The organism is Zavarzinia sp. (assembly GCF_041650655.1).
Lineage (GTDB): Bacteria > Pseudomonadota > Alphaproteobacteria > Zavarziniales > Zavarziniaceae > Zavarzinia.
Genome location: NZ_JBAZKR010000014.1, coordinates 1 through 21,854, shown reverse-complemented (window position 1 = coordinate 21,854; position 21,854 = coordinate 1). Strand labels below are relative to the sequence as shown.

At 69.0% G+C, this 21,854-nt stretch carries 22 protein-coding genes; 1 reads left to right on the top strand and 21 read right to left on the bottom strand.

What is annotated here, in order from left to right:
- Position 1: 1 nt before the first annotated feature.
- The 18 genes from WC493_RS04850 to WC493_RS04765 form a co-directional block, all read right to left on the bottom strand.
- A complete protein-coding gene (locus WC493_RS04850; RefSeq protein ID WP_373063097.1) occupies positions 2-793 on the bottom strand; it encodes an ABC transporter ATP-binding protein in 792 nt (263 codons plus the stop codon).
- Positions 780-1,676, bottom strand: a complete 897-nt coding sequence (locus tag WC493_RS04845; protein WP_373063095.1) for a branched-chain amino acid ABC transporter permease — start codon at positions 1,674-1,676, stop codon at positions 780-782. Before WC493_RS04845 ends, WC493_RS04850 begins: the two co-directional genes overlap by 14 nt.
- Complete coding sequence (locus tag WC493_RS04840) at positions 1,669-2,559, bottom strand: branched-chain amino acid ABC transporter permease (protein WP_373063093.1); 891 nt, start codon at positions 2,557-2,559, stop codon at positions 1,669-1,671. Before WC493_RS04840 ends, WC493_RS04845 begins: the two co-directional genes overlap by 8 nt.
- Positions 2,560-2,590: 31 nt before the next feature.
- A complete protein-coding gene (locus tag WC493_RS04835; RefSeq protein WP_373063091.1) occupies positions 2,591-3,712 on the bottom strand; it encodes an ABC transporter substrate-binding protein in 1,122 nt (373 codons plus the stop codon).
- A 50-nt stretch (positions 3,713-3,762) separates the two neighbouring features.
- Positions 3,763-4,539, bottom strand: a complete 777-nt coding sequence (locus WC493_RS04830) for an Asp/Glu racemase (protein ID WP_373063089.1) — start codon at positions 4,537-4,539, stop codon at positions 3,763-3,765.
- Positions 4,540-4,549: 10 nt separating this feature from the next.
- Positions 4,550-5,809: a D-amino acid dehydrogenase gene (locus WC493_RS04825; protein WP_373063087.1), complete on the bottom strand. Its 1,260-nt coding sequence runs from the start codon at positions 5,807-5,809 to the stop codon at positions 4,550-4,552.
- Between the two features lie 117 nt (positions 5,810-5,926).
- Positions 5,927-7,330, bottom strand: a complete 1,404-nt coding sequence (locus WC493_RS04820; protein ID WP_373063085.1) for an FAD-dependent oxidoreductase — start codon at positions 7,328-7,330, stop codon at positions 5,927-5,929.
- On the bottom strand, positions 7,327-7,578 hold the full coding sequence (locus tag WC493_RS04815; RefSeq protein ID WP_373063083.1) for a (2Fe-2S)-binding protein: 252 nt from the start codon (positions 7,576-7,578) through the stop codon (positions 7,327-7,329). Before WC493_RS04815 ends, WC493_RS04820 begins: the two co-directional genes overlap by 4 nt.
- A complete protein-coding gene (locus WC493_RS04810; protein ID WP_373063081.1) occupies positions 7,575-8,723 on the bottom strand; it encodes an NAD(P)/FAD-dependent oxidoreductase in 1,149 nt (382 codons plus the stop codon). The genes WC493_RS04815 and WC493_RS04810 overlap by 4 nt, the downstream gene beginning before the upstream one ends.
- Positions 8,720-9,658: an ABC transporter substrate-binding protein gene (locus tag WC493_RS04805; protein WP_373063079.1), complete on the bottom strand. Its 939-nt coding sequence runs from the start codon at positions 9,656-9,658 to the stop codon at positions 8,720-8,722. Before WC493_RS04805 ends, WC493_RS04810 begins: the two co-directional genes overlap by 4 nt.
- A gap of 8 nt (positions 9,659-9,666) precedes the next feature.
- The gene (locus WC493_RS04800; protein WP_373063077.1) at positions 9,667-10,677 is read right to left on the bottom strand and encodes an ABC transporter substrate-binding protein; all 1,011 of its coding nucleotides are present in this window, start codon (positions 10,675-10,677) and stop codon (positions 9,667-9,669) included.
- A gap of 29 nt (positions 10,678-10,706) precedes the next feature.
- Positions 10,707-11,498 carry an ABC transporter permease gene (locus tag WC493_RS04795; RefSeq protein ID WP_373063075.1) on the bottom strand — a complete coding sequence of 264 codons (792 nt, stop codon included), beginning with the start codon at positions 11,496-11,498 and terminating at the stop codon, positions 10,707-10,709.
- Positions 11,488-12,279 (bottom strand): ABC transporter ATP-binding protein, encoded by a 792-nt coding sequence (locus tag WC493_RS04790; RefSeq protein ID WP_373063073.1) that lies wholly within the window; start codon positions 12,277-12,279, stop codon positions 11,488-11,490. The genes WC493_RS04795 and WC493_RS04790 overlap by 11 nt, the downstream gene beginning before the upstream one ends.
- Positions 12,276-13,769: an aldehyde dehydrogenase family protein gene (locus tag WC493_RS04785; RefSeq protein WP_373063071.1), complete on the bottom strand. Its 1,494-nt coding sequence runs from the start codon at positions 13,767-13,769 to the stop codon at positions 12,276-12,278. The genes WC493_RS04790 and WC493_RS04785 overlap by 4 nt, the downstream gene beginning before the upstream one ends.
- Positions 13,762-15,030: a M20 family metallo-hydrolase gene (locus WC493_RS04780; RefSeq protein WP_373063069.1), complete on the bottom strand. Its 1,269-nt coding sequence runs from the start codon at positions 15,028-15,030 to the stop codon at positions 13,762-13,764. The genes WC493_RS04785 and WC493_RS04780 overlap by 8 nt, the downstream gene beginning before the upstream one ends.
- Before the next feature lie 3 nt (positions 15,031-15,033).
- Positions 15,034-15,915, bottom strand: coding sequence for an alpha/beta fold hydrolase (locus WC493_RS04775; protein WP_373063067.1), 882 nt, complete (start codon positions 15,913-15,915; stop codon positions 15,034-15,036).
- 10 nt (positions 15,916-15,925) lie between these two features.
- On the bottom strand, positions 15,926-16,714 hold the full coding sequence (locus tag WC493_RS04770; RefSeq protein ID WP_373063065.1) for an SDR family oxidoreductase: 789 nt from the start codon (positions 16,712-16,714) through the stop codon (positions 15,926-15,928).
- A gap of 19 nt (positions 16,715-16,733) precedes the next feature.
- Positions 16,734-17,888 carry a pyridoxal phosphate-dependent aminotransferase gene (locus tag WC493_RS04765; protein ID WP_373063063.1) on the bottom strand — a complete coding sequence of 385 codons (1,155 nt, stop codon included), beginning with the start codon at positions 17,886-17,888 and terminating at the stop codon, positions 16,734-16,736.
- Positions 17,889-17,979: 91 nt separating this feature from the next.
- Between WC493_RS04765 and WC493_RS04760 the strand changes: the two genes are divergently transcribed.
- On the top strand, positions 17,980-18,735 hold the full coding sequence (locus tag WC493_RS04760) for a GntR family transcriptional regulator (RefSeq protein WP_373063061.1): 756 nt from the start codon (positions 17,980-17,982) through the stop codon (positions 18,733-18,735).
- 25 nt (positions 18,736-18,760) lie between these two features.
- On the opposite strand, the gene WC493_RS04755 is transcribed toward WC493_RS04760, so the two are convergent.
- From WC493_RS04755 to WC493_RS04745, 3 genes are read right to left on the bottom strand one after another with little or no spacing between them, the layout of a single operon-like run.
- On the bottom strand, positions 18,761-19,015 hold the full coding sequence (locus WC493_RS04755; RefSeq protein ID WP_373063059.1) for a FeoC-like transcriptional regulator: 255 nt from the start codon (positions 19,013-19,015) through the stop codon (positions 18,761-18,763).
- Positions 19,012-21,342 carry a Fe(2+) transporter permease subunit FeoB gene (gene feoB, locus WC493_RS04750; RefSeq protein WP_373063057.1) on the bottom strand — a complete coding sequence of 777 codons (2,331 nt, stop codon included), beginning with the start codon at positions 21,340-21,342 and terminating at the stop codon, positions 19,012-19,014. The genes WC493_RS04755 and feoB overlap by 4 nt, the downstream gene beginning before the upstream one ends.
- Entirely contained in the window at positions 21,339-21,815 is a 477-nt protein-coding gene (locus WC493_RS04745) for a ferrous iron transport protein A (RefSeq protein ID WP_373063055.1), read from the bottom strand. The genes feoB and WC493_RS04745 overlap by 4 nt, the downstream gene beginning before the upstream one ends.
- Positions 21,816-21,854 lie beyond the last annotated feature (39 nt).

Below are 21,854 nucleotides of genomic sequence, written 5' to 3'. Positions count from 1 at the left end.
GTCAGGCCTCCGCCGTGCGCAGCAGGGTTTCGGACGCCGCCGGCCGCGTTTCGCGTTTGCCGAGATAGGCTTCGACCACCCGTTCGTTCTCCATCAGGTGTTCGGGCTTGCAGTCGGCGATCAGCACGCCGCGGTCGAGCACGACGCAGCGGTCGCACAGCCGGCCGATGAAGCCCATGTCGTGTTCGACGACGACGAGGGTCACGCCCTGCCGGCGGATTTCCTGCAAGGTCTCGACCAGGCGAAGGCGGAGCGTCGGGTTGACCCCCGCCGTCGGCTCGTCGAGCAGCAGAAGGCGGGCGCCGCCCAGGATCGCGGCCCCCAGCGCCAGCAACTTCTGCTGGCCGCCGGAAATGCCCGAGGCCGGCTGATGGGCGACGCGGGTCAACTCCAGATGCTCCAGCATCTCGAAGGCGCGTTTCCGGGCGCTCCGCGCTTCGGCGCGGGCACTGCCGGGCCAGGCGAAGAGGCGGGTGCCGGCCGGCTGGTCGACCGCGGTCAACAACAGCTCGGCGCAGGACATTTTCTCGGGCATCCGGGGCAGCTGGAAGGTGCGCCGGATACCCAGGCGGGCGATCGCCTCGGGCGCCAGGCCGCCGATTTCCCGCCCGTCGTAGCGGATGCGGCCGGCGGAGGGACGCAGGAAACCCGACAGGATATTGAGCAGGGTGGTCTTGCCCGAGCCGTTCGGCCCCAGCAGGCCGACGATCTCGCCCGCCTCGACCCTGAGATTGACGTCCGACAGCACTTCGAGGCCGCCGAAATGCTTGGCGATGGCTTCAGTCTTCAGCATCGATCTTGCGCAGCCTCTCGGGCAGCAGCCCTTCGGGTCGGATCATCAGGAAGGCGAGCAGCAGCACGCCGACGATCAGCATGCGGAGCGCGCCCGCGAGTTCGGAGGGAAGGCCGAGCCCGTCCTTCAGGAACAGGGCGCCGACGAAGATGAACTGGACGACGAAGGCGCCCAACACGGCGCCGCGGTTGTTACCGACGCCGCCGATGATCACCATGGTCCACAGCATGAAGGTGCCGAAGGAAACGAGATCGCCCGGGCTTATATAGGCGATGTAGGAGGTCGCCAGCGCGCCCCCGAAGGCGGCGATCGCAGCGGCGACGGCCATCGCCTTCACCTTGTAACGCACGATGTCGTGGCCGAAGGAGACGGCGAGGTCCGGCTGCTCCCGCATCAGGCGGAGGATACGGCCGAACTGCCGCTCGGTCAGGCCACGCGCCAGGGCCCAGGCGAGCACGAGGCCGGCCAGGGCGACGCCCAGCATGGCCCAGGTCGCCGCCGGTTCCTTGAGGCCGGGGAAGAGCGAGAGCTCGCCACCGATGCCGCCGGCCCCGCCGGTCGCCCAGCCCTCGTTGATCAGCACGATGCGGAAGATCTCGGCGATGCCGAGGGTGGCGATGGCCCAATATTCCGCCTTCAGGTTCCGGCCCAGCCGGCCGATGGCGGCGCCCGCCCCGGCCGCCAGCAGGACCCCGAGGGGAATGCCGGCGATGGGCGGCAGGCCGGCGCTCGCCGCCATGGCGACGGCATAGCCGCCGATGCCGAAGAAGGCGATCTGGCCGAAGTTCATCAGGCCCGCGACGCCGATCTGCAGGTTCAGGCTGGCCGCCGCGATGCCATAGGTGGCGGCGATGATGAGGACATGGACGATGAAATCAGACACGGGCGCTCTCCCTGAAGAAGAGACCGTTCGGCCGGACGATCAGGGTCAGCACCAGAAGACAGAAGCCGGCGGCCGGACCATAGGCGAGCGGGACGTAGAGGAAGTCGTCCCCGGTCAGGAAGCCGAAGTTGAGATTGGTCACCAGCGTTTCGACCACGGCGAGTGCCAGGCAGCCGAAGACGGCGCCGACCGGGCTGCCGAGCCCGCCCACGATGGCCGCGGCGAAGACCGGCAACAGCAGGTCCTGCCCCAGGTTGAAATGAACCTGGCTGCCGACCGCGAGCAAGACGCCGCCCAAGGCTGCGAAGGCACCGCCCAGGAAGCCGATGGCATCGACCACGCGGTTTGAATCGATGCCGCAGGCCCGGGCCAGTTCGGGCTGGGTCGCCACCGCCCGCATCGCCCGGCCGAGCCCGGTCTTGTAGAGGACGATCAGGAAGCCCAGGACGAAGACGGCGGTAACCGACAGGATCACCACCTGGGTCATCGTGATGGCGGCGCCGAGCACCATCATCGGTGTTTCGATCGGCAGGTCGAAGCGGGTCGAACGGGTGCCGGCGATCGCCTGGATGAGTGAACGCACGATGATCGCGGCGGCGAGCGAGCCGATCATGGCGATCACCGGCGAGACCTTGAGCAAAGGCGCGAAGGCCAGCCGATGCAGGGCAACGGCGAAGCCCCCGGTGATCACCGAGGCGGCGAGCGCCGCGGCCCACAGCGGCAGGCCGAAACCGGCGAAGAGCAGGCCCAGGAAGGCGCCGACCGTGGCATATTCCGTCTGCGCCAGGTTCGGGAAACGAACCAGGGCATAGACGGTGCTGAGGCCGAGCGTGACGAGCATCAGGTCGCCCGCGCGGAGCAGGGCGTCGATGACGAACTGCATGGCTGCTCTCTCCGGTTTCGGTCGCGTCGCGTTACAGGTTGACCAGGGCGCCGTCCTTGACGGTGACCAGCAGATATTCCTGTTGCGAGCGTTCGCCGTCGGCGTCGAGCTTGATCGGCCCGGTGGCGCCGTCATAGTCGATGCCATGGGCGGCCTTGAGGATCGCCGCCGCATCGGTGCTGCCGGCGGCATTGACCGCCTGGGCCGCCAGGCTCACGGCATCGTAGAGATAGCCGTTGAAGGCCGAGCGGAAGGCTTCGCCGTATTTCTTGGTATAGGCGTCCTGGTACCAGGCGCTGTTCGGGCCGATGAAATTGACCTCGGCGCCGAGCTGGCCTTCGACCGTCTCCTTGGGCGCATCGCTGATACACATGGAGAGATAGATGCCGAACCAGGGCGTCTTCTTCTGGCCCAGTTCGAAGGCTTCGCGATTGATGATCGCGGCTTCCTGGCCATAAGCAGAATAGACATAGATGTCGGGCGCGAACTTGGCGACCTGCTGCAACTCGCGGCGATAGGTCGACTGGCCTTCGGTATAGAGCAGGGTATGCACGACACTGCCGCCGGCGGCCGTGAAGGCCTTGGCGAATTCGCCGCTCATGCTCTCGCCGTAAGCGTTGTTGGGCAGGATCACCGCCGCCTTCTTGTAACCCTTGGCAATCAGGGCCTTGGCGGCGAATTTCGACATCACGTCGTCGAGCCCGATCACCGAGAAGGCGAGGCCGCCACCGGCTTTGCGCAGCTTGACCGAGGAGGAGCCGCAGTTGATGTGGACGACGCCGGCCTTTTCCATCGCCTGGCGCAGCGGCACGGTGATACCCGACGAATATTCGCCCATGACGACCTTGGCGCCGTCGATCGAGACCAGTTTCTTGGCGGCGTCGAGGGCGGTCTGGGCATTGCCCGCCGAATCCTCGACCAAGACCTTGAGCGGCTTGCCCAGCACGCCGCCGGCCGCGTTGATCTTCTCGACCGCGAGCTCGATGCCGCGGCGCTGGTCCTCGCCGATCGAGGCGCTGGCCCCGGTCAGCGGCAGCACGGCGCCGAAGACGACGCCTTCGTCGGCGGCGAAGGCACGGCGGCCCCCCAACGCGGCGGCCAGGCTGCCGACGGCGACGGTGGCCATGAAGTGACGGCGGTTCAACCCATTCATCGCAAGCTCTCCCTTTCAGTCCCCAGTTGCACGCTGAAAAACGCTGGTGATCACACCGGTGCCGGCAATTCGAACAGACGGCCGACCCCCGGAATGACGTCGCCGACCCCGGCGAGACGCAGGCAGTGCCAGGCCAGGGCGTGGTCGCTGGCGGTCACCGGCAGGCCGGTGGCGGCTTCGATCTCGGCCGCCTTGTCGGCGAGGCGCAGGCTGGTGCAGGAAATGAAGATCGCGTCGAGCTCGGCCTTGTCGGCCATGGCGGCGATGCCGTCGGCGATGGAACGGGGCGAGATGCGCGCGGCCTCCCGGTCGTCCAGCTTCTCGAAGGAGCCGAAGGCGGCGACCTCCACCCCCTTGTCCTCCAGGAAGCGGCGCACGATCTCGTTGACCGGCTTCGCGTAGGGCGTGACGACGCCGATGCGGCGCGCGCCGAAGGCTTTGAAGGCGGCCAGCGCCGCGGTGATCGGCGTCGTGCAGCGAATGCCCGGCCGGGCCTTGCGGATCTCGTCGAAGATCACTTCTTCGCCGAGGGTCATGGTCGCCGAGGTACAGCCGAAGCCGACCACGTCGAGATCGAGACCCGGCAGGATCAGCTCGGTCGCGGGCGTGATGCGGTCGCGGATGGCGCGCAGCGTGTCCGGCGTGATATCCGCGTCGTTATAGACGCGGGTGGCGTAGAGGCCGATGCCGTCCAGCGGCAGCAGGCGGCGGAACTCATATTCCATGGTCTGGTCGGTCGCCAGCACCAGGAGGCCGATGGCCGCCCTGGCGGCGATGCCGCCGTCCAATTCGCAGGGCAACAGGCCGAGATCGAGACATTCGCTCATCGAAATCTCCTCAGGCGACGATTTCATCGATCGGCAGGGCCGGCTTCCGTCCTGCGATCAGGTCGGCCAGGATGCGGGCCGAGCCGTGCGACATGGTCCAGCCGATATGGCCGTGACCGGTGTCGTACCAGAGGTTCCGGTGCTTCTTCCGGCCGATGATGGGCAGGTTGGTGGGCGTCATGGGACGCAGCCCGGCCCACATCTCCGCCTCGTCGTAGAGGGCGCCCTGGGGATAGAGTTCGCGCGCGACGCCGGCCATGAAGGCGAAGTCCTTCGGCTTGTGGCTGGTGTCGTAGCCGGCGAATTCGGCCGTCGCGGTGACCCGCATGGAGCCGCCGAAGCGCGAGATGGCGACCAGATTTTCTTCGTCGACCGAACCGATGGTGGGCGGCTGGGGCTGCTCGCCGATCGGAATGGTCAGGGAATAGCCTTTGATCGGATAGATCGGCAGGTCGACGCCGACCTGCCGTGCCAGCGCGGCACTGCCATTGCCCAGTGCCATGACATAGGCATCGGCCTTGATCGTGCCCTTACTGGTGCGGACGCCGGTGATCTCGTCGCCGGCCGCCTCGATCGCTTCGATCCGTTCGCCCAGGCGGAATTCGGCGCCGCCACCCCGGCACAGCTTTGCCATCTCGCGGGTGAAGGCGGGGCAGGAGCCGGTCTCGTCGGTCGGGCAATAGATGCCGCCGGCAATCTTCTCCTTGACCGCGGCGAGCGAGGGTTCGAGGGCGATCACGCCTTCCCGGTCCAGCACTTCGATCTTCTGGCCGTCGTCGGCCAGGATCTTCATATGGGCGATGCCGGTCTCGAGCTTGGCGGCCTGGCGGTAGAAATAGAGGATGCCGCGATCGATCCGGTCATAGGCGATCGGCACTTCGGCCAGGGTCTGCTTCAGCACGGCCTGTGAATAAGAGGCCAGACGATGTTTGCGGATCGTATTGTATTCAGATCTGCTTTTCGTGCACTGGGCCAGGAACTTCAGCGACCAGGTCCAGAGCCGCGGGTCGAGCGAAGGCGTGAAGCGGAGCGCCTGATTGCGGGCGAAAAGCGACTTCAGCAGGGTGAGGGGGGCCGAAGGCGAGGACCAGGTGAAGGAATGGCCGGGCGCCACCATGCCGGCATTGCCCCAACTGGTGTCTTCGGCCACGCCGGAATGCTGTTCGACCAGGGTCACCCGATGGCCGTCCTTCAGCAGTTCCCAGGCCGCCGTGACTCCGACGACGCCACCCCCCAACACCAGGACATGCATTCGATCGACCTCGGGCAAGTATGAATGTCATTCTGTAGACAGTAATGCATTTGGAAAAAATCGCGTCAACAAATTCGTATCGGGAGGAAACGGCACTGCCGCCTCCTCCCGCCGGGTGAGGTCGTGGAAAGGACGTTAGGGAGCCGCTGGGGGCTCGTCCGCCGAAAGGGCCTCGGCCACGATCGAAAGGGGGACCGGCCGGGCCGGGAAGCGCGACGGATTGGCGCCGAAGGCGGCGGGATCGATGCCCGCCTTGGCGCAGAGATGCAGGCCCAGGCCGAAGCCGCACTGGCGGCCCTGACAGGGGCCCATGCCGGCCCGGGTCCAGAGCTTGATGCCGGCGGCGTCCCGCGCCCCCTCCGCGAGCGCCGAGTCGACGTCGCCGGCGCTGACCTCTTCGCAGCGGCAGAGCAGGGTTTCGGCGTCGGCGAGGCTGCCGAGGGCGGCATAGGGCAGGCGATAGGCCCGGCGCAGCATGAGGGCGAAATCGAGCGCGTGTTCGAAGGCCGTCAGGTCTCCCTCGGACGCCGGACGCCCGGCATGACGGGCGGCGGACAACCCGGCGATACGCCCGCCCGCCAGCGCCGGCCGCGCCCCGGCGACGCCGGTGACCTCGCCCGCGGCGAAGACGCCGGTCACCGTGGTCGCCCCGCTCGCCCGGTCGACGCGGACATGGTGACCACCGGCGTCCTGGTCGAAATCGATGGCGCAGCCGAACAGCCGTGCCACCTCGACCTGGGGCCGGAAACCCTGGCCGATGAGCAGGGCGTCGACGCCCTCGATGGTCTCGGCCTTTGCCGTCAGCGGTAATCCATCGGATCCCAAGGGCGCGATGGTGACGCGCTCGACCCGCCCGTCGCCGCCGGCCGCGGTCACCAATCGGCCGAAGCGAAAGCGTGAGGCGAGGGGGGCCACGGGGGCGAGCAGCCGCGCTGCTTCGGCCCAGCGGCCTGGGTGGCGGGCGATGCCGGCGAGCAGGCGGGCGGGCGAGGGGGCGGCCTCGACGATCCGCAGCACGTCGCAACCGGCGGCGCGAAGCTGGCCGGCGACGACCATGAGGAAGGGGCCGGAGCCGGCCAGCACGACGCGCCGGCCGGGCAAGGTGCCGTGCAGCTTGACCAGGCGCTGGGCGGCGCCCGGCGTCATCACGCCGGGCAGGGTCCAACCCGGGAAGGGGGCGACGCGGTCATGGGCGCCGGTCGCCAGCACCACGGCACGGGGCCGCAGCGTCAGGGCCCGCCCGCCCGCCCCCGCGAAGATCACCGGATCGCCATAGGCGCCGAAGACTTCCGCCTCGCCGTGAATGATCACGCCCGCCGCCCGCACCCGCTCGATCAGGGCGGCACCTTCGCGGATCTGGCGTTTCGCCGGGCCATGGGCGCCCGCCGCCGGCTGCATGAAATATTGCCCGCCCGGCCGCTCGAACAGGTCGAGCAGATGGACTGTCGCCCCCGCCTCCCGCGCCGCCAGGGCCGCGGAAAGCCCGGCCGGCCCGCCGCCGACGACGCAGACGTCGCCCGCGATCCGTTCGGCGCTCATGGCCGGCCTCCCGTCCGCGAGACCCGCATACCGGCGCGGATGGCGGTCAGGCAGGCCCGCACCGGTGCGCCGTCGACCAGCACGACGCAGTCGAAACAGGAACCCATGCCGCAGAACAGGCCGCGCGGCGCGCCGCTCTCGGTCACCCGCAGCCGGCCGTGGCCCAGGCGATGCAGCAGGGCGCCCAGGTTGGCACCTTCCTCCGCCGTGATCGGCTGGCCGTCGAGCAGGAGGGAGACCATGCTCATGCCGGCACCTCAGCCGTGAAACGCCCGGGATCATAGGGGCCGGCGTCGATCGCACAGGTCTCACCCGCGATGCCGGCGGCGATCACGTCGCCGATCACCGGCGCCCGGCAGAAGCCGGTGCCATTGTCACCCGCCGCGACCCAGAGGCCGGCGGGACCGACCGGGCCGACGATGAAACGATCGTCCGGCGTCACCGCCTCGTAGCGCACCCAGGAGCGCAGCAACTCGACCCCCGCCAGGGCCGGGAACAGCCGGGTCAGGGTGGCGATCGAATCGAGCACGAAGCGGCGGTCGACTTCCGGCACATGGTGCTGCGCACCGGGAGCGGACAGGCCGCCGGCCAGCACCGTGTTGAACAGGACCTGCCCGGCTTCCGACTGCTGGATCTGGGTATAGCCGGCATCGACCCCGCCATGGTCCGATTTGCAGCCGCCGACCACGCCCCGGATGGTGGGCGGCTGGCGCACCGTCGCCAGGCATTGGGCACGGCGCGGCAGGATCGGCAGATCGACGCCGAGGCCGGCGACCAGTTCCGCCGTCCAGGGTCCGCCGGCCACCACCACGGCGTCGGCCGCGATCCGCCCTTGCGGCGTGACGACTCCCGTCACGCGGTCCCCGGCGGTCTCGATCGCCTCGACCGGGCAATGGCCGCGGTACCGCGCACCGGCGGTCCCCGCCGCCTTCAGCAGGCAGCGCACGGCGAGGAAAGGATTGACCAGGGCATCGCTCGGCGACCAGCTCGCCGCCACCAGGGGGCCGGTCAGCGCCGGCTCGATCGCGCGCAAGCGCTCGCGGCTCAAGAGTTCGGGGGCGAGGCCGGCCGCGCGCTCGAAGGCGATCCATTTCTCGGCAACGGCGATGTCGGCCTCGTGGTCGATGAAACGAATCTGGCCGCAGCGCCGGTAGTGAAAGGCGCCGGCAAAGCGGGCATCCCACTCGGCCCAGCGCCTTGTCGCCCAGATCAACTGCCCGATTTCAATCTCTGAACTCATATGGGTGCCGAGGCAGGCCAGGCTGGCGCCGGAAACCGCCGTCCCGGCCGAAGCGCGGTCGAGCACGGTGACGGCGAAGCCTCGCTCCGCCAGCATCAAGGCCGTGGCCGCGCCGGAGATACCGGCGCCCGCGACGACGATGTGACCCTTCACGCCCAAGGCATCGCCTTCAAGTCGGCCGGTGCCGCCTGCCAGTAGCGGCGCACCGCGAGAATGTCGGGATCGAGGTTCCCGCCATGTCCCTCGACCTCCTGCACGGCATCGATGGCGCGGCGCATATGGTCGCGGTGGGGCACGGCGAAACCCTCGGACAGGGCGGGGCCGCAAGCGGCCAGTTCGCGCATGTGTTCGAGCTGGCGGCGATGTTCTTCGGCGCTCATCTCAGGCCGGACCTGGGAGCAGACGGCGACCGCCCGCTCGGGATCGGTGAACGCGAGCTGCCAGCCCTCGAGGCAGACCTCGACCAGATCCTGGACCAGGCTCTCTTCCGCCGCCATCAGGTCGCGCCGGGCGATCAATCCGTCCTTCAGCAACTCGGCGCCCCAATCGGCCGGGCGGAACAGGCGGACGGCGTCGAGGGGCAGCCCATGGGCCTCCATCTCGTGCAATTCGTGATAGATCGTCATCTGGGCGCAGTCGGCGGCACCCGAGACGAAGGCGCCGACCGTGTCGCCGGTCGGCAGGCGCTTCACGCGGGCCTGATCGGCGCCCGCCTTCAGCAACATCCAGCGCAGTTCCAGGTCCTCCCCGCTCGGCCAGATCGCCGCGGTGCGACCTTCGAGATCGCGCGGGTGATGGATGGCGGAATCCTTCCGCACCGGGTAGACGAGCGGGCTCGCCTGCTGCACCGCCATCAGGAAGGCGAGGCGTTCCGGCGCCTCGCTCTCCACCAGATGCGCGGGGCTGGCGATGGCGAAATCGCAGGCCCCGCGCAACAGGGCCTTCATGCCGGCTTCCGCGAAGTCGATCGGCTGGCAGCGGAGCGTGAAGCCCCGCCGCGCCGCCAGCCCTGCGTGCTCGGCCAGGAGATAGCCGGCGAACTGGGCCTGGGGGCGCCACAGCAGGCGCAGGGTGACGTCGCGGGTCATAGGCGTCCTTACTTCGCCGGGCAGGCGATCTTCTTGTAGGCGTCCGGCGCCTTCTCCCAGAAGGCGTTGGTGTAACCGTCTTCGAGCTTGATCGGCTTGTCGATCTGCTTGGTGTCGATCAGCACCTTCTCGATCACCGGCCAGGTGGCGGGATCGGTCATGCCGAAATGGCCCTGCAGGGTCGGGCCGGCACACATCATGTCGCCCATCGCCTTGATCTGGGCGACCTGGCTCTCCTCGGTCAGTTCGGCATTGTATTTGACCACGATCTTGGCCGCGGCCACGGGATCGGCCAGGGCTTCCTGCCAGCCGCGCAGCGTGGCGTTGACCATGCCCTGGACTTTCTCGGGATGGTTCTTGATCGTGTCTTCGCGGGCGAAGATGCCGGTGTTGACCATGGCGACGCCGTAGTCGCCGGGCTCCAGGAAGACGAGGTCGGACGGCTTGTAACCCGCGGCGTAGACGAGCTGCAGCTCGTTGTATCGGGTGACCTGCATCACCTCGTATTGCTTGTTCAACCAGGCCACGATGTCGAAGCCCTGGGGAATGATCTTCACCGTGGTCGGGTCGACCTTGGCTGCCGCCAGCATGGCCATGAATTCATGCTCGTCGCCGCCGAACCACAGGCCGACGGAATGGCCCGGCATGTCCTCGACCCGTTTGATGCCGGTTTCCTTCCGGGCGATATAGGTGCTGGCGCTCTTCTGGCCGAGCTGGAGCACGGTGACCAGCGGCACGCCGTTGGCGCGGGCCGCGATCACCTGGTTGGGATGGCCGATGCCGAAAGTATTGGAGCCCTGGGCCACCGTGATCGTCGGCTTCAGGTCGGGGCCAGCGGGTTCGAGCTTCATGTCGAGCCCTTCGGCTTTGTAATAGCCCTTCTCGAGCGCCAGGATGGGGCCGGCGAACTGGCCCTGCATCACCCATTCGAGGCGCATCGATGATTCCTCGGCCCGGGCGGCGCCCGTGAGCAGCGCCAGCGACGCGGCGGCTGCCATGATCGTCTTCAAAGTCTTCATGAACCCCAAGCCTCCTGTTGCAGATGTGGTTACTTCACCTCGCGCATCGAGCTGTGCCACGGGATGACCAGGCGTTCGGCGGCAGCGACGAGCACGAAGAGCAGGATGCCGAGCAGGGCGGAGGCCAGCATGGCCGCCCACAGCCTCGGCATGTTCAGGGTCCGGTAAGCGGTCATGATCACGAAGCCGAGGCCCCGGTCCGCCTGGACGAATTCGGCGACGATGGCGCCGATGACGCTGAAGGTCACATTGAGCTTCAGGCCGACGAAGATATAGGGCATGGCGCTCGGCACGCGCATCTTGAAGAAGCGCTGCAGGGGCGTCGCCGCGGCGACATGGAACACTTCCATCACCGTGCGGTCATAGGACTGCAGGCCCTTCATCATGTTGAGGGCGAGCGGGAAGAAGGACAGGAAGGCGGTGACCGCCACCTTGGAGCCGATGCCGGCGCCGAACCACAGCATGATGATGGGGGCGACCGCGACCACCGGAATGGTGTTCGAAGCGATCACATAGGGCATCAGGCTTCGCGCCACGAAGCGCGAATAGGCGAAGACGATGCCGAGCATGGCCCCCAGCGCCGAGCCGATGACGAAGCCGGCGAGCGATTCGAAGCCGGTCAGCATGGTGTGATAGGAAAGGCTGCTGTTGCCGGTGAAAAGCGCTTCCCAGATCCGGCTGGGCGCCGGGATGATATAGGCCGGCGTCTCGGTCACCGTGACCAGGATTTCCCAGACGACGACCAGCACGATGGTGGTGACCACCGCCGGCAGGGCGGAGGCGAGCGCCGCGCCGAGCGAAGATGCGGGCCTATTCGCCATGGAAACCTTCCTCCAGCAGGCGTTCGCCCAGCCGGCACAATTCGGTGAAACGCGGCGTGTCGCGCACGGTGAGTTCGCGCGGTCGTGGTAGATCCACGTCGATCACCTCGCGGATGCGGCCCGGGCGCGGCGACATGACCACCACCCGGTCGGACAGGAACACCGCCTCGTGGATCGAATGGGTGACGAAGACGACGGTCATCCGCTCCTTCTCGACGATCCGGGACAGTTCGAGGTTCAGGCGGTCGCGGGTGATCTGGTCGAGGGCGCCGAAGGGCTCGTCCATCATCATCACGCGGGGCCGGGTCGACATGGCGCGCGCGATCGCCGCGCGCTGGCGCATGCCGCCCGAGAGCTGGCGCGGCCAGGCATTCTCGAATTCGCCGATGCCGACCAGGGCGAGCAATTCCCGCGCCCGCGCCAGGCGCTTTTCCTTCGGAACCCCCTGGAGTTCCAGCGGCAGCGCGACATTGGCCAGGATGCGCCGCCATTCGAGGAGTGCTGCGTCCTGGAAGACGAAGCCGATCTCGCGGTTCAGGCGGGCATCTGCGGGCGAGACGCCGTCGATCAGCGCCGTTCCGGCGCTCGGCTTGATCAGGTCGGCGGCGACCCGGAGCAGCGTGCTCTTGCCGCAGCCCGAAGGTCCGATCAGCGAGACGAATTCGCCTTCCCGGACTTCGAGATCGACCGCCTTCAGGGCGGTGACGGGCGCGGTGCCGTGCTCGCCGCCATAGGTGACGTCGATCCCGGAAAAGGCGAGAAGAGCCTGCTGCGCTGTCATCCGTAGCGTCCCTTTCCGGCGAACCAGTCGTCATATTGCGAGGCGGTGCGGATCACGATGGAGCGCTTGCGCAGGTAGGAGCGCAGCGCATCCCAGCCGTTCTCCTTGCCCCAGCCGCTGGCATCGAAGCCGCCCCAGATCGAGCGGGGGTCGTTCTTGTGGTGGTCGTTGATCCAGAGCACGCCGGCCCGGATCGCGCGGGAGAGCCGATGGGCGCGGGCGACGTCGCAGGTCCAGACGGCGGCACCCAGCGCGAAGGCGCTGTCGTTGGCGAGCTCGACCGCCTCCGCCTCGGTCTCGAAGGGGGTGACGGAGACGACGGGGCCGAAGGCTTCCTCCTGGAACAGGTGGCTCTCGGGTGTCACATCGGCGAAGACGGTGGGGCGCAGGTAATGGCCGGCGTCGAAGGGCGGGGCCAAGTCGGGTGGGGCTCCGCCGGCGACCAGCCGCGCCCCCTCGGCCTTGGCGCGGGCGATGAAGTCGAGGCAGCGGGTGCGCGCGGCGGCGGAGATCACCGGCCCCATGTCGGTCGCCGGATCGGCCGGATCGCCCAGGCGGAGCGCGTCGGCCCGCGCGCCGAGGCGGGTGCAGAAGGCGTTGTAGAGCGGGCGCGCGACCAGGAAGCGGCTGGCCGAGACGCAGGTCTGGCCGGCGGCGACGAAAGCGGCGAAGGCGGCACCCGCCACCGCCTCGTCGAGCGGCGCATCGGCGAAGATCACCACCGGCGTCTTGCCGCCCAGTTCGAGCGTACAGGGGACCAGCCGCTCGCCCGCCCGGGCGGCGACCTTGCGGCCGGTCGCGGTGCCGCCGGTCAGGTCGATCCGGCGCACCGGGGCGGCGTCGCAGACCAGGGCGCCGGTCGGCCCGGCCCCGGTCACGACATTGACCACACCCGGCGGCAGTCCGGCCTCCATCGCCCATTCGGCCAGGATCAGGGGGGACACGGGGGCGAGTTCGGACGGCTTGATCAGGCAGCAGTTGCCGGCCGCGAGCGCCGCCGCCAGTTTCTTCACCAGGATCAGCACCGGGTGGTTCCACGGCGTCAGCAGGGCGCAGACGCCCTGCGGCTCATAGGCCGTCAGGGTGACGAAACCGCCCTTCACCAGGTTGGATTCGGCTTCCAGGCCGACGGCGATCGAAGCGAAATACTCGATCCATTCGGGGATGCGGGCCATCTGCGCCCGCATTTCGCGGATCGGCCGGCCGGTCACGGCGGATTCGAGCTCGGCCAACTGGCCCATGCGGGCGCGCAGCAGCTCGGCCAGGGCGCGCAGCGGGCGGGCGCGGTCCAGCGCGTCCATGCGGCCCCAGCCGGCGTCGAAGGCTTCTTGCGCCGCATCGGCGGCGGCGGTGACATCGGCAGGGCCGGCGGCCGGTACGGTCGCCAGCAGGGCGCCGGTGGCCGGGCTCCGCACCTCGATCCGCTCGGTCGAAACGGGCTTCTGCCAGCGCCCGCCGTAATGCAGGTCATAGGCGCGCGGCTCAGTCATGGGCGGTCTCCGCGAGGTCGAGCAGGCATTCGGTCAGCACCCGGCAGCCGGCGGCGAGATCGGCCGGGCTGGCATATTCGTCCTCGCGGTGGCTGACGCCACCCTTGCAGGGCACGAAAATCATGGCGGTCGGGCAGATCCGGTGAAGCTGGCGGGCATCGTGCCCGGCGAGCGAGGGCAGGGCGAGGTGTTTCAGGCCCAAGCGATCGGCCGCCCCGGCGATTCGGTCGCACAGGTCTTCGGGGAAGCGCAGGGCGTCGGCCCGGGCGATTTCCTGGACCTCGACCGTGCAGGGCGGCGCCAGCTCGGCGGCAACCGCCGCCACCCGCTCGCCCAGGCGGCGCAGCAGGGCGTCGTCGGGATGGCGGAGGTCGATCGAGAAATAGGCATCGGCCGGCACCACGGAAGGCGCATTCGGCTTCACCTCGAACAGGCCGACGGTGAACATCACGCCGGGCAGATCGGCTTCGGCCTGGAGGCGGTCGACGATCCGCACAGCGGCTAACAGGGCGTCGCGCCGCTCGGCCCGCGGCGTCGTCCCGGCATGGGCCTCGGTCCCGGTCACGCGGACGCGGTAACGGCGCACGCCCTGGATCCCGGTGACCACGCCGATCGGCACGCCCGCCGCTTCCAGCACCGGGCCCTGTTCGATATGGGCTTCGAGGAAGGCATGGGGCGCCGGGCCGGCGGGGCGGGGCGCGACCGTCCCGGCCTCCGCCGCCAGCACGTCCCTCAGCGCCTCGGCGACCGAGGTGCCGGCGGCATCGGTGACGGCCAGCACGGCATCGAGCGGGCGGAGCCCGGCGAAGACTTCCGAGCCCATCATGCCGGGGGCGAAGCGCGAGCCTTCCTCGTTCATCCAGGCCACCACCTCGATCGGCCGGCGCGGCCGGACGCCCGCCGCCACGATCGCCTGTACCGCTTCGAGGCCGGCGAGCACGCCATAGATGCCGTCGAAACGCCCGCCGGTCGGCTGGCTGTCGAGGTGGGAGCCGGTCAGTACCGGGGCGAGCGCCGGCGCCGTCCCGTCGAGGCGGAGGAAGAGATTGCCCGCCGCGTCATGATAGGCGGTAAGGCCGATCTCCCGGCCCCAGGCGACCAACTGGCGCCGGGCCGCGATTTCCTCGCCGCTCAGGGCCTGGCGGTTGACGCCGCCTTTCGCCGTCGCCCCGAAACGCGCCATCTCCAGATGGCGCTGCCACAGCCGCACTTCCGACACATGGCCGGCGGCGGCGAGGGCGGGGGGACAGGCGGCGGCCATGGCTCAGCGGGTCCGCATGATCTGGTCGGGACGGGCGCGGGGATCGCGCCGCCGCCACGTGCCGTGTTCCACCTGGGCCAGGAATTCGGCCAGCAGGTGGTTGAACAGCGCGGGTTCCTCGAGATTGGTGGTGTGCCCGGTCTTGGGCAGGATGGCCAGGCCGCAGGCCGGAATCGTCTTCTTCAGGAAGATGCCGGGCTGCAGGCAATGGTCGTCCTCGTCGCCTGCGACCACCAGGGTCGGCACCTGCATCGCCTTGAAGCCCTCTTCGAGGTCGTAGAGCGAGGGGCGCTTCGCCTGCACGCCGCGCATCGTGTTGGCGGCGCCGAGGGAGGAATGTTTCGCCAGCCGTTCCGCGAAGAGGGCCCAGCCCGCCGGGTCCTTTTCCTGGAACTGCACGCGCGAAGCGCCTTCGGCATAGGTGGGCGCGAAGGCGGGGGCGCCCTTCTCTTCGAACTGGCGGGCGACTTCTTCGGAAACGCCCTGGAAATAGGCCTCATGGGATTTTTCGGCGCCGTAGCCGGTGCCGGCGGCGCAGATCGAGAGCAGGCGTTCCGGGAAGCTCAGGCCGGCATGCAGCACGGCGAAGCCACCCATGGAGAGGCCGACCAGATGGGCCTTCTCAGCCCCGATCGCGTCGAGGATGCAGCCAATGTCGGCGGCAGCGCGGGCCTGCGAATACAGCGCGACGTCCGACGGCACATCGGAAGGCGGAAAACCCCGCGCCGCGAAGGTGACGCAGCGATAGCGGCGGGCGAAGAAGGAGATCTGCGGCTCCCAGCTCCAATAGTTGCCGCCGAATTCGTGCACGAAGACGAGGGGCGTACCGCTGCCCGCCTCCTCGTAATAGAGGTTCACGCCGTCGTCGGTCCGGGCCGTCGCCATCGCCCCGCCCTCAGATGATCGAGGCGCGGGCGGTGATGCCGCCGTCGACCGTGAAGATCGCGCCGCTGGTGTAACCCGAACGGTCCGAAGCCAGGAACAGCATGAGGTCCACCACCTCGCGCAGATGGGCCGGCCGGCCCAGGGGATAGCGCTTCTGCAGCTCCGGCCAGCGGCTCTCGTCGCCGAGCCAGGATTCGGCCCGGTTCTTCAGCAGCTTGTAGATGCGGTCGGTGTCGACCGGCCCCGGATTGACGCCGACGATACGGACACCATGGTCGAGGCTCCGCCCGCCCAGCGCCCGGGTGAAGGCCATCAGGGCGGCATTGCCGGTGGTGCCGGCGACGTAATCGGCGTCGTAACGTTCGCCCGCATTGCCGATATTGTTGATGATCACGCCCCGGCCCAGCTCGCGCATCCGGCGGTAGACCAGGCGGGTCATGTCGACATAGCCGAAGACCTTGAGTTCCCAGCCCTCGCGCCAGCGCGTCTCGTCGATCGCGTCGAGGTCGCCGCCCGGGATGACGCCGGCATTGTTCAGCAATATGTCGACGTCGCCCACGGCTTCGACCAGGGCGGCGCAGGCGCCGGGGGCGGTCAGGTCCATCGGGTGCAGGGTGATCGAAACGTCGCCCTTGGCGGTCTCGCGCGCCTTGGCGGCGACGGCAGCCAGTTCGTCGGCGCTCCTCGCGGTCAGATGCAGGTGGCAGCCCTCGGCGGCGAAGGCGATGGCGGCGGCGGCGCCGATCCCCTTGGAGGCGCCGGTGATCAGGACGGTGCGGCCTTCGAGCCAGAGGTCCATGGTTCTTCCTCGGTTCTTCTCAATAGACGCGGGCGGTGCCGGCCGCTGCCGCGACCTCGGCGACCAGGCCGGGCAAAAGGGTGCAGAAATCCTCGACCCAGGCTTCCGGCACCGTGGTGCCGACCTTGATGAAGCGGTCGGCGAATTCCCGGCTGTGGTAGGACGCCTGGCGGATCATGATGTCGTGGCGGAGATAGGCGGCGGCGAGCGCGTCCGGGCTGATGCCGGCCCCGGTCACGTCGATCGCGATGAAATTGCCGTTGGAGGGATAGACGGGCAGGAACAGGCCCTCGACCCCCTGCACCGCGGCGGCGATGCGGCGTTGGTTGGCATCCGCGATCGACAGCACCTGGGGCAGCCATTCCGCCTTGTGGCGAAGGCCGGCGATCGCCGCGCGCTGGGCCAGGATGCTGGAGCCCAGGTTGTTGGGCGGGGCGGCGGCCAGTTCCTCGATCATGTCGCGCCGGGCGACCACGGCGCCGCAGCGAAGCCCGGCGATGCCCAGCCACTTCGAGAAGGAATAGGTCGTCACCGTGCCTTCGGGATAGAAGCGGGCGGCCAGCGTGTGCGCCTTGGCGAAATGGCGATAGGTGCAGTCGTGGATCAGCAGGGCGCCGGATTTCCGCGCAATGCCGGCGATCGCCTCGATCTCCTCCGCCGTCTGGCAGGAGCCGAGCGGGTTGTTGGGATCGACCAGATAGATCGCCCGCGTCTCCGGCCCGGCGGCGGCGGCCAGGGCTTCCGGGCGCAGGCGATAGCCGGCGGCGGCGTCATAGATCGGCAGGGAGACCACGGTGGCACCGGCCGCGCGGGCGAAGCTGTGGGGCCAGAGCCAGCCCGGATCGGTGGCGATGAAGCGATCGCCCGAGCCGACCCAGGTCTTCACCGCGTGATAGAGCGCTTCGATCGCGCCATCGGTCACCAGGACCGAGAATTCGTCCGCCGGCAGGCCGAGATCGTCGAGAATTAACGCCCGTAATTCTTCGATCCCGCAAGGTGGCGCGTAAATATGGAATTCTTCATCTGCGATACAGCGAAGCATTGCTTCGCGCACGGCCGGGTGACACGGAATATGGTTCGTGTTCTGGCCGAGCCATTTCAGATTTTTGTTGCCGATGAGGCGATCGAAATGGAGATTTCTCTCCTCGAAAGGTTTCTTGACCGAAGGACCCATCCTATCGTCACCTTGATCGTGCGATGCAACAACGCTGTAACGTTACCCCCATGGACGATTTGCATACAAGAAGAACAAAAAGGGAAAATTGATGGATGAAGAAAATAATTTTCGTGCGGAGGCGCGTGCCACCGTCACCGCCCTGATCCACGAGGGGGAGGGCGCGGAGCCCTGGGTGGCCGAAACCCGCACGGAACGGATCGTCGAGGGGATCGAGGACGACATCCTCCAGGGCCGCCTGGCGCCCGGTGCCCGGCTCGACGAAGTCCTGCTGGCGGAGCGTTACGGCGTCTCGCGCACGCCGGTGCGCGAAGCCCTGAAACAGCTCTCGGCCGCCGGCCTGGTGGTGATCCGGCCGCACCAGGGGGCGCTGGTGGCGATCCACACGCGGGACGAATTGATCGAAATGTTCGAGGCCATGGCGGAACTCGAGGCGACCTGCGCCCGGCTGGCGACCCGGCGCATGACGCCGCGCGAAAGGCTCCTGGTCGAGGAAGCCCATCTCGAATGCCGGCGCCTGGCCGAGACCGGCGACGTGCTGACCTTCTTCCGCGCCAACAGCGTGCTGCACGGCCTTCTCTACGAGGCCTGCCACAACCGCTTCCTGCGCCAGCAGACGGAGAGCCTGAACAAGCGCCTGATGCCCTATCGCCGGCTGATCACCTTCCGCGAAGGCCGGCTCGCCGAATCGATCGCCGAGCACGACGCGGTGGTCGGTGCCGTCCTCTCCGGCGATGCCGAGGCGGCCTCGCGCCAGATGCGCCACCACCTGGAAATCCTGGGCGACGATGCCGAAGCGATCCTGCGCGCGCTGGATCGCCAGACGCGGGCGGGGACCGGGTCGTGATGCCGGGCGGTCTCGCCGCCGCCGCTCAGCCGTGCGGGCAGGCGGCCCCCCCGATCCATTCGTAGACCTCGGGCAGCGCCGCCGAAGAACCGCAGCAGGTGCCGCCGCAACTGCCGCCGCAGGCGTCCGGCACCAATCTCACGCGCTGCTTGGCGCGCCAGAAGTCCAGCAGGGCGCGGGCATGGTCCGCCGTGGTGCCGAGCCCGGCGGCGATCGACTCGGCCGTGCCGCGCCGGTGCGCCTCCATGTAACGGCGCAGGTCGCCGAGCCCCGCGCTCACGGCCGGACCTCGCCGACGCGGACGGGAACCGCCCGGCGCCGCGCCTCGGCCGTCCGGCCGGCGAGACGCAAGCCCACGGCGGCGGTCCCCAGCAGGGCGAGGCAGGCGCCGAGCCAGAGCCCGCCCCGCAAGGGCGCTTCGGCGATGCGGGCGAGCTGGTAGAAACCGGTCGCGGCACACCAGCCGAGGCCGGTGGCCCAGACGGCGGCGAACAGGGTCCAGCGCCGCCCGGCCTCCTGATAGATGGCGCCCATAGCGGCGACGCAGGGCATGTAGAGCAGGACCATGAGCAGATAGGCGAAGGCCCCGGCCTTGCCGTCGAAGGCTGCCGCCATGGCACCGAAGGCGGCCGGCGCCACCTCGAGCTGCTGCGCCGCCCCGGCGCCCTCGGCGGTATAGGAGACGTCGAGCCCCAGGGGGTCGCCGAGCGAACCGAAGGCAGCGGCCAGGTTCCGCGGGATCGTGGCGACAGCGGCCAGCAGCTCGTCGCCCACGCTCGGCTGTGGCCCATTGTCGGCGGCGGCGGCGCCCGCGCCGATCTGGGTATAGAGGGCGTTCAGCGTGCCGACCACCGCCTCCTTGGCCAGCACGCCGGTGAAGACGCCGACCGCGGCCGGCCAATTGTCGTCGCGCATCCCCATCGGCGCGAATACCGGCACGAGGGTCCGGCCGATCGCGGAGAGCACGGATTTGCCGCTGTCCCGATTGCCGAAACTGCCGTCGGTGCCGATGTTGTTCAGGAAGCCGAGCACGACGACGACCGGCACGATCACCTTGGAACAGCGAAGCACGAAGGTGCGCAGCCGCTCCCACGCCCGCAGGGCTACATTGCGCAGGGTCGGCAGGTGATAGGGCGGCAGTTCCATGATGAAGGGCGAGGCTTCGCCCTTGAGCAGCGTGTTCTTGAGCAGAAGCCCGGTGCCGATCGCCGCGCAAAGCCCGATCAGATAGAGCAGGAAGACCAGGTTCTGCCCGCTCTCCGGAAAGAAGGCGGCGGCGAACAGGGCATAGACGGGAAGCCGCGCGCCGCAGGACATGAAAGGTGCCATCAGCATGGTCAGCACGCGGTCGCGCCGGCTGTCCAGCGTGCGGGTCGCCATGATCGCCGGCACGTTGCAGCCGAAGCCGACGATCAGCGGCACGAAGGATTTGCCGGGCAGGCCGATCGCCCGCATCGCCCGGTCCATGACGAAGGCGGCGCGCGCCATGTAACCCGAATCTTCCAGGATGGCGAGGGCGATGTAGAGGCAGCCGATCACCGGGACGAAGGTCGCCATGGTGCGGATGCCGCCGCCGATCCCCTCGGCCAGCAGGGCGACCAGGAAATCGGGCAGGGCCAGGGCGGTCAGCACCCGGTGCCCGCCGTCGACCAGCACGGCGCCGACCGCCTGGTCGAAGAAGTCGACGAAAGCCCCGCCGATCGAGATCGTGAAGACGAACATCAGATACATCATGAAGAGGAACATCGGGATGCCGAGCAGGCGGTTCAGCATCACCCGGTCGATCCGGTCGGACAGGGTACGGCTCGCCTCGCGCGGGCGCTGCAACACCCGGCCGACCACGGCGCCGATGAAACAGAAGCGGGCGTCGGCCACGGCGATATCGGCATCGTCGCCCAGCGCTTCCTCGACCCGCGCCCGCGCGGCCTCGGCCGCTTCGGCGGCCTCGCCGCTCTCGCCCTCCAGGAAGGCGTCGCCCTCGATCAGTTTGAGCGCCAGCCAGCGCCGGTCGCCCCCGGTGCCGTTCAGCCGGGCGGCCAGGGCGGCGACCTCTTCCTCGATCTCGGGGCCGTAATCGGGGTGGTGGCGGGGCGGCTCCGGCGCTGCCGCCAGGGCGGCGATCGCCGTCTTCAGCCCGGTGACGCCGCGGCCGCGCGCGGCGACGAGATCGACCACGGGGCAGCCCAGCGCCTCCGCCAGGGCCGCCTTGTCGATCACCAGGCCGCGCCGGGCGGCGATGTCCATCATGTTCAGGGCGACCAGCACCGGCACCCGCATTTCGATCAACTGGGTGGTGAGATAGAGATTCCGTTCGAGGTTGGAGGCGTCGACGATATTGACCACCAGCTCCGCCTCGCCCGAGAGCACGAAATCCCGGGCGACCCGCTCGTCCTCCGAGGTTTCGATGGCGGCGCCCAGGGAATAGACGCCGGGCAGGTCGACGATGGTGTAATCCTGCCCGCCATGGACATAGCGGCCGGTCTTGCGTTCGACCGTGACGCCCGGCCAGTTGCCGACTTCCTGCCGCGCCCCGGTCAGGGCGTTGAACAGCGTGGTCTTGCCGCAATTGGGATTGCCGACGACGGCGACGACGGTGGCCGCACTCACGGCAGTTTCTCCACCACGACGAGGTCGGCCTCGGCCCGGCGCAGGCTCATGGCATAGCCGCGCACGCGGATTTCGACCGGGTCGCCCAGTGGCGCCACGCGGGTGATCTCGAAGCTGACGCCGGGGGTAAGGCCCATCGCCATCAGGCGCCGGCGATAATCGCCCTTGCCCTTGTCCCTGCCGAGGGCGGTGACCCGCGCCCGCTCACCCGGTGCCAGGCCGGCCAGGGTGAGGGGCGGGAATTCGGCTTCGAGCCGATCGACCATCACCGACCTCGCGGTCGCCGCATCGATCGCCAGGCGGGTGTCGTTGACCGAGAGCATCAGGCCGCCCTCGCCGTTGTGGCGCAGCACCGTGACCCGCGCCCCCGGCCGCAGGCCGAGATCGGCCAGGCGCCGCTGCTCCGCCTCGCCCCCATGCCGCGCGACCCGGACTTCGCCGTCTTGGATTTCGAACAGGGCAACCTGGGACATCGCGGGCCTTTCCGGAGGTGGCGACGGAGCCCCGTTTGA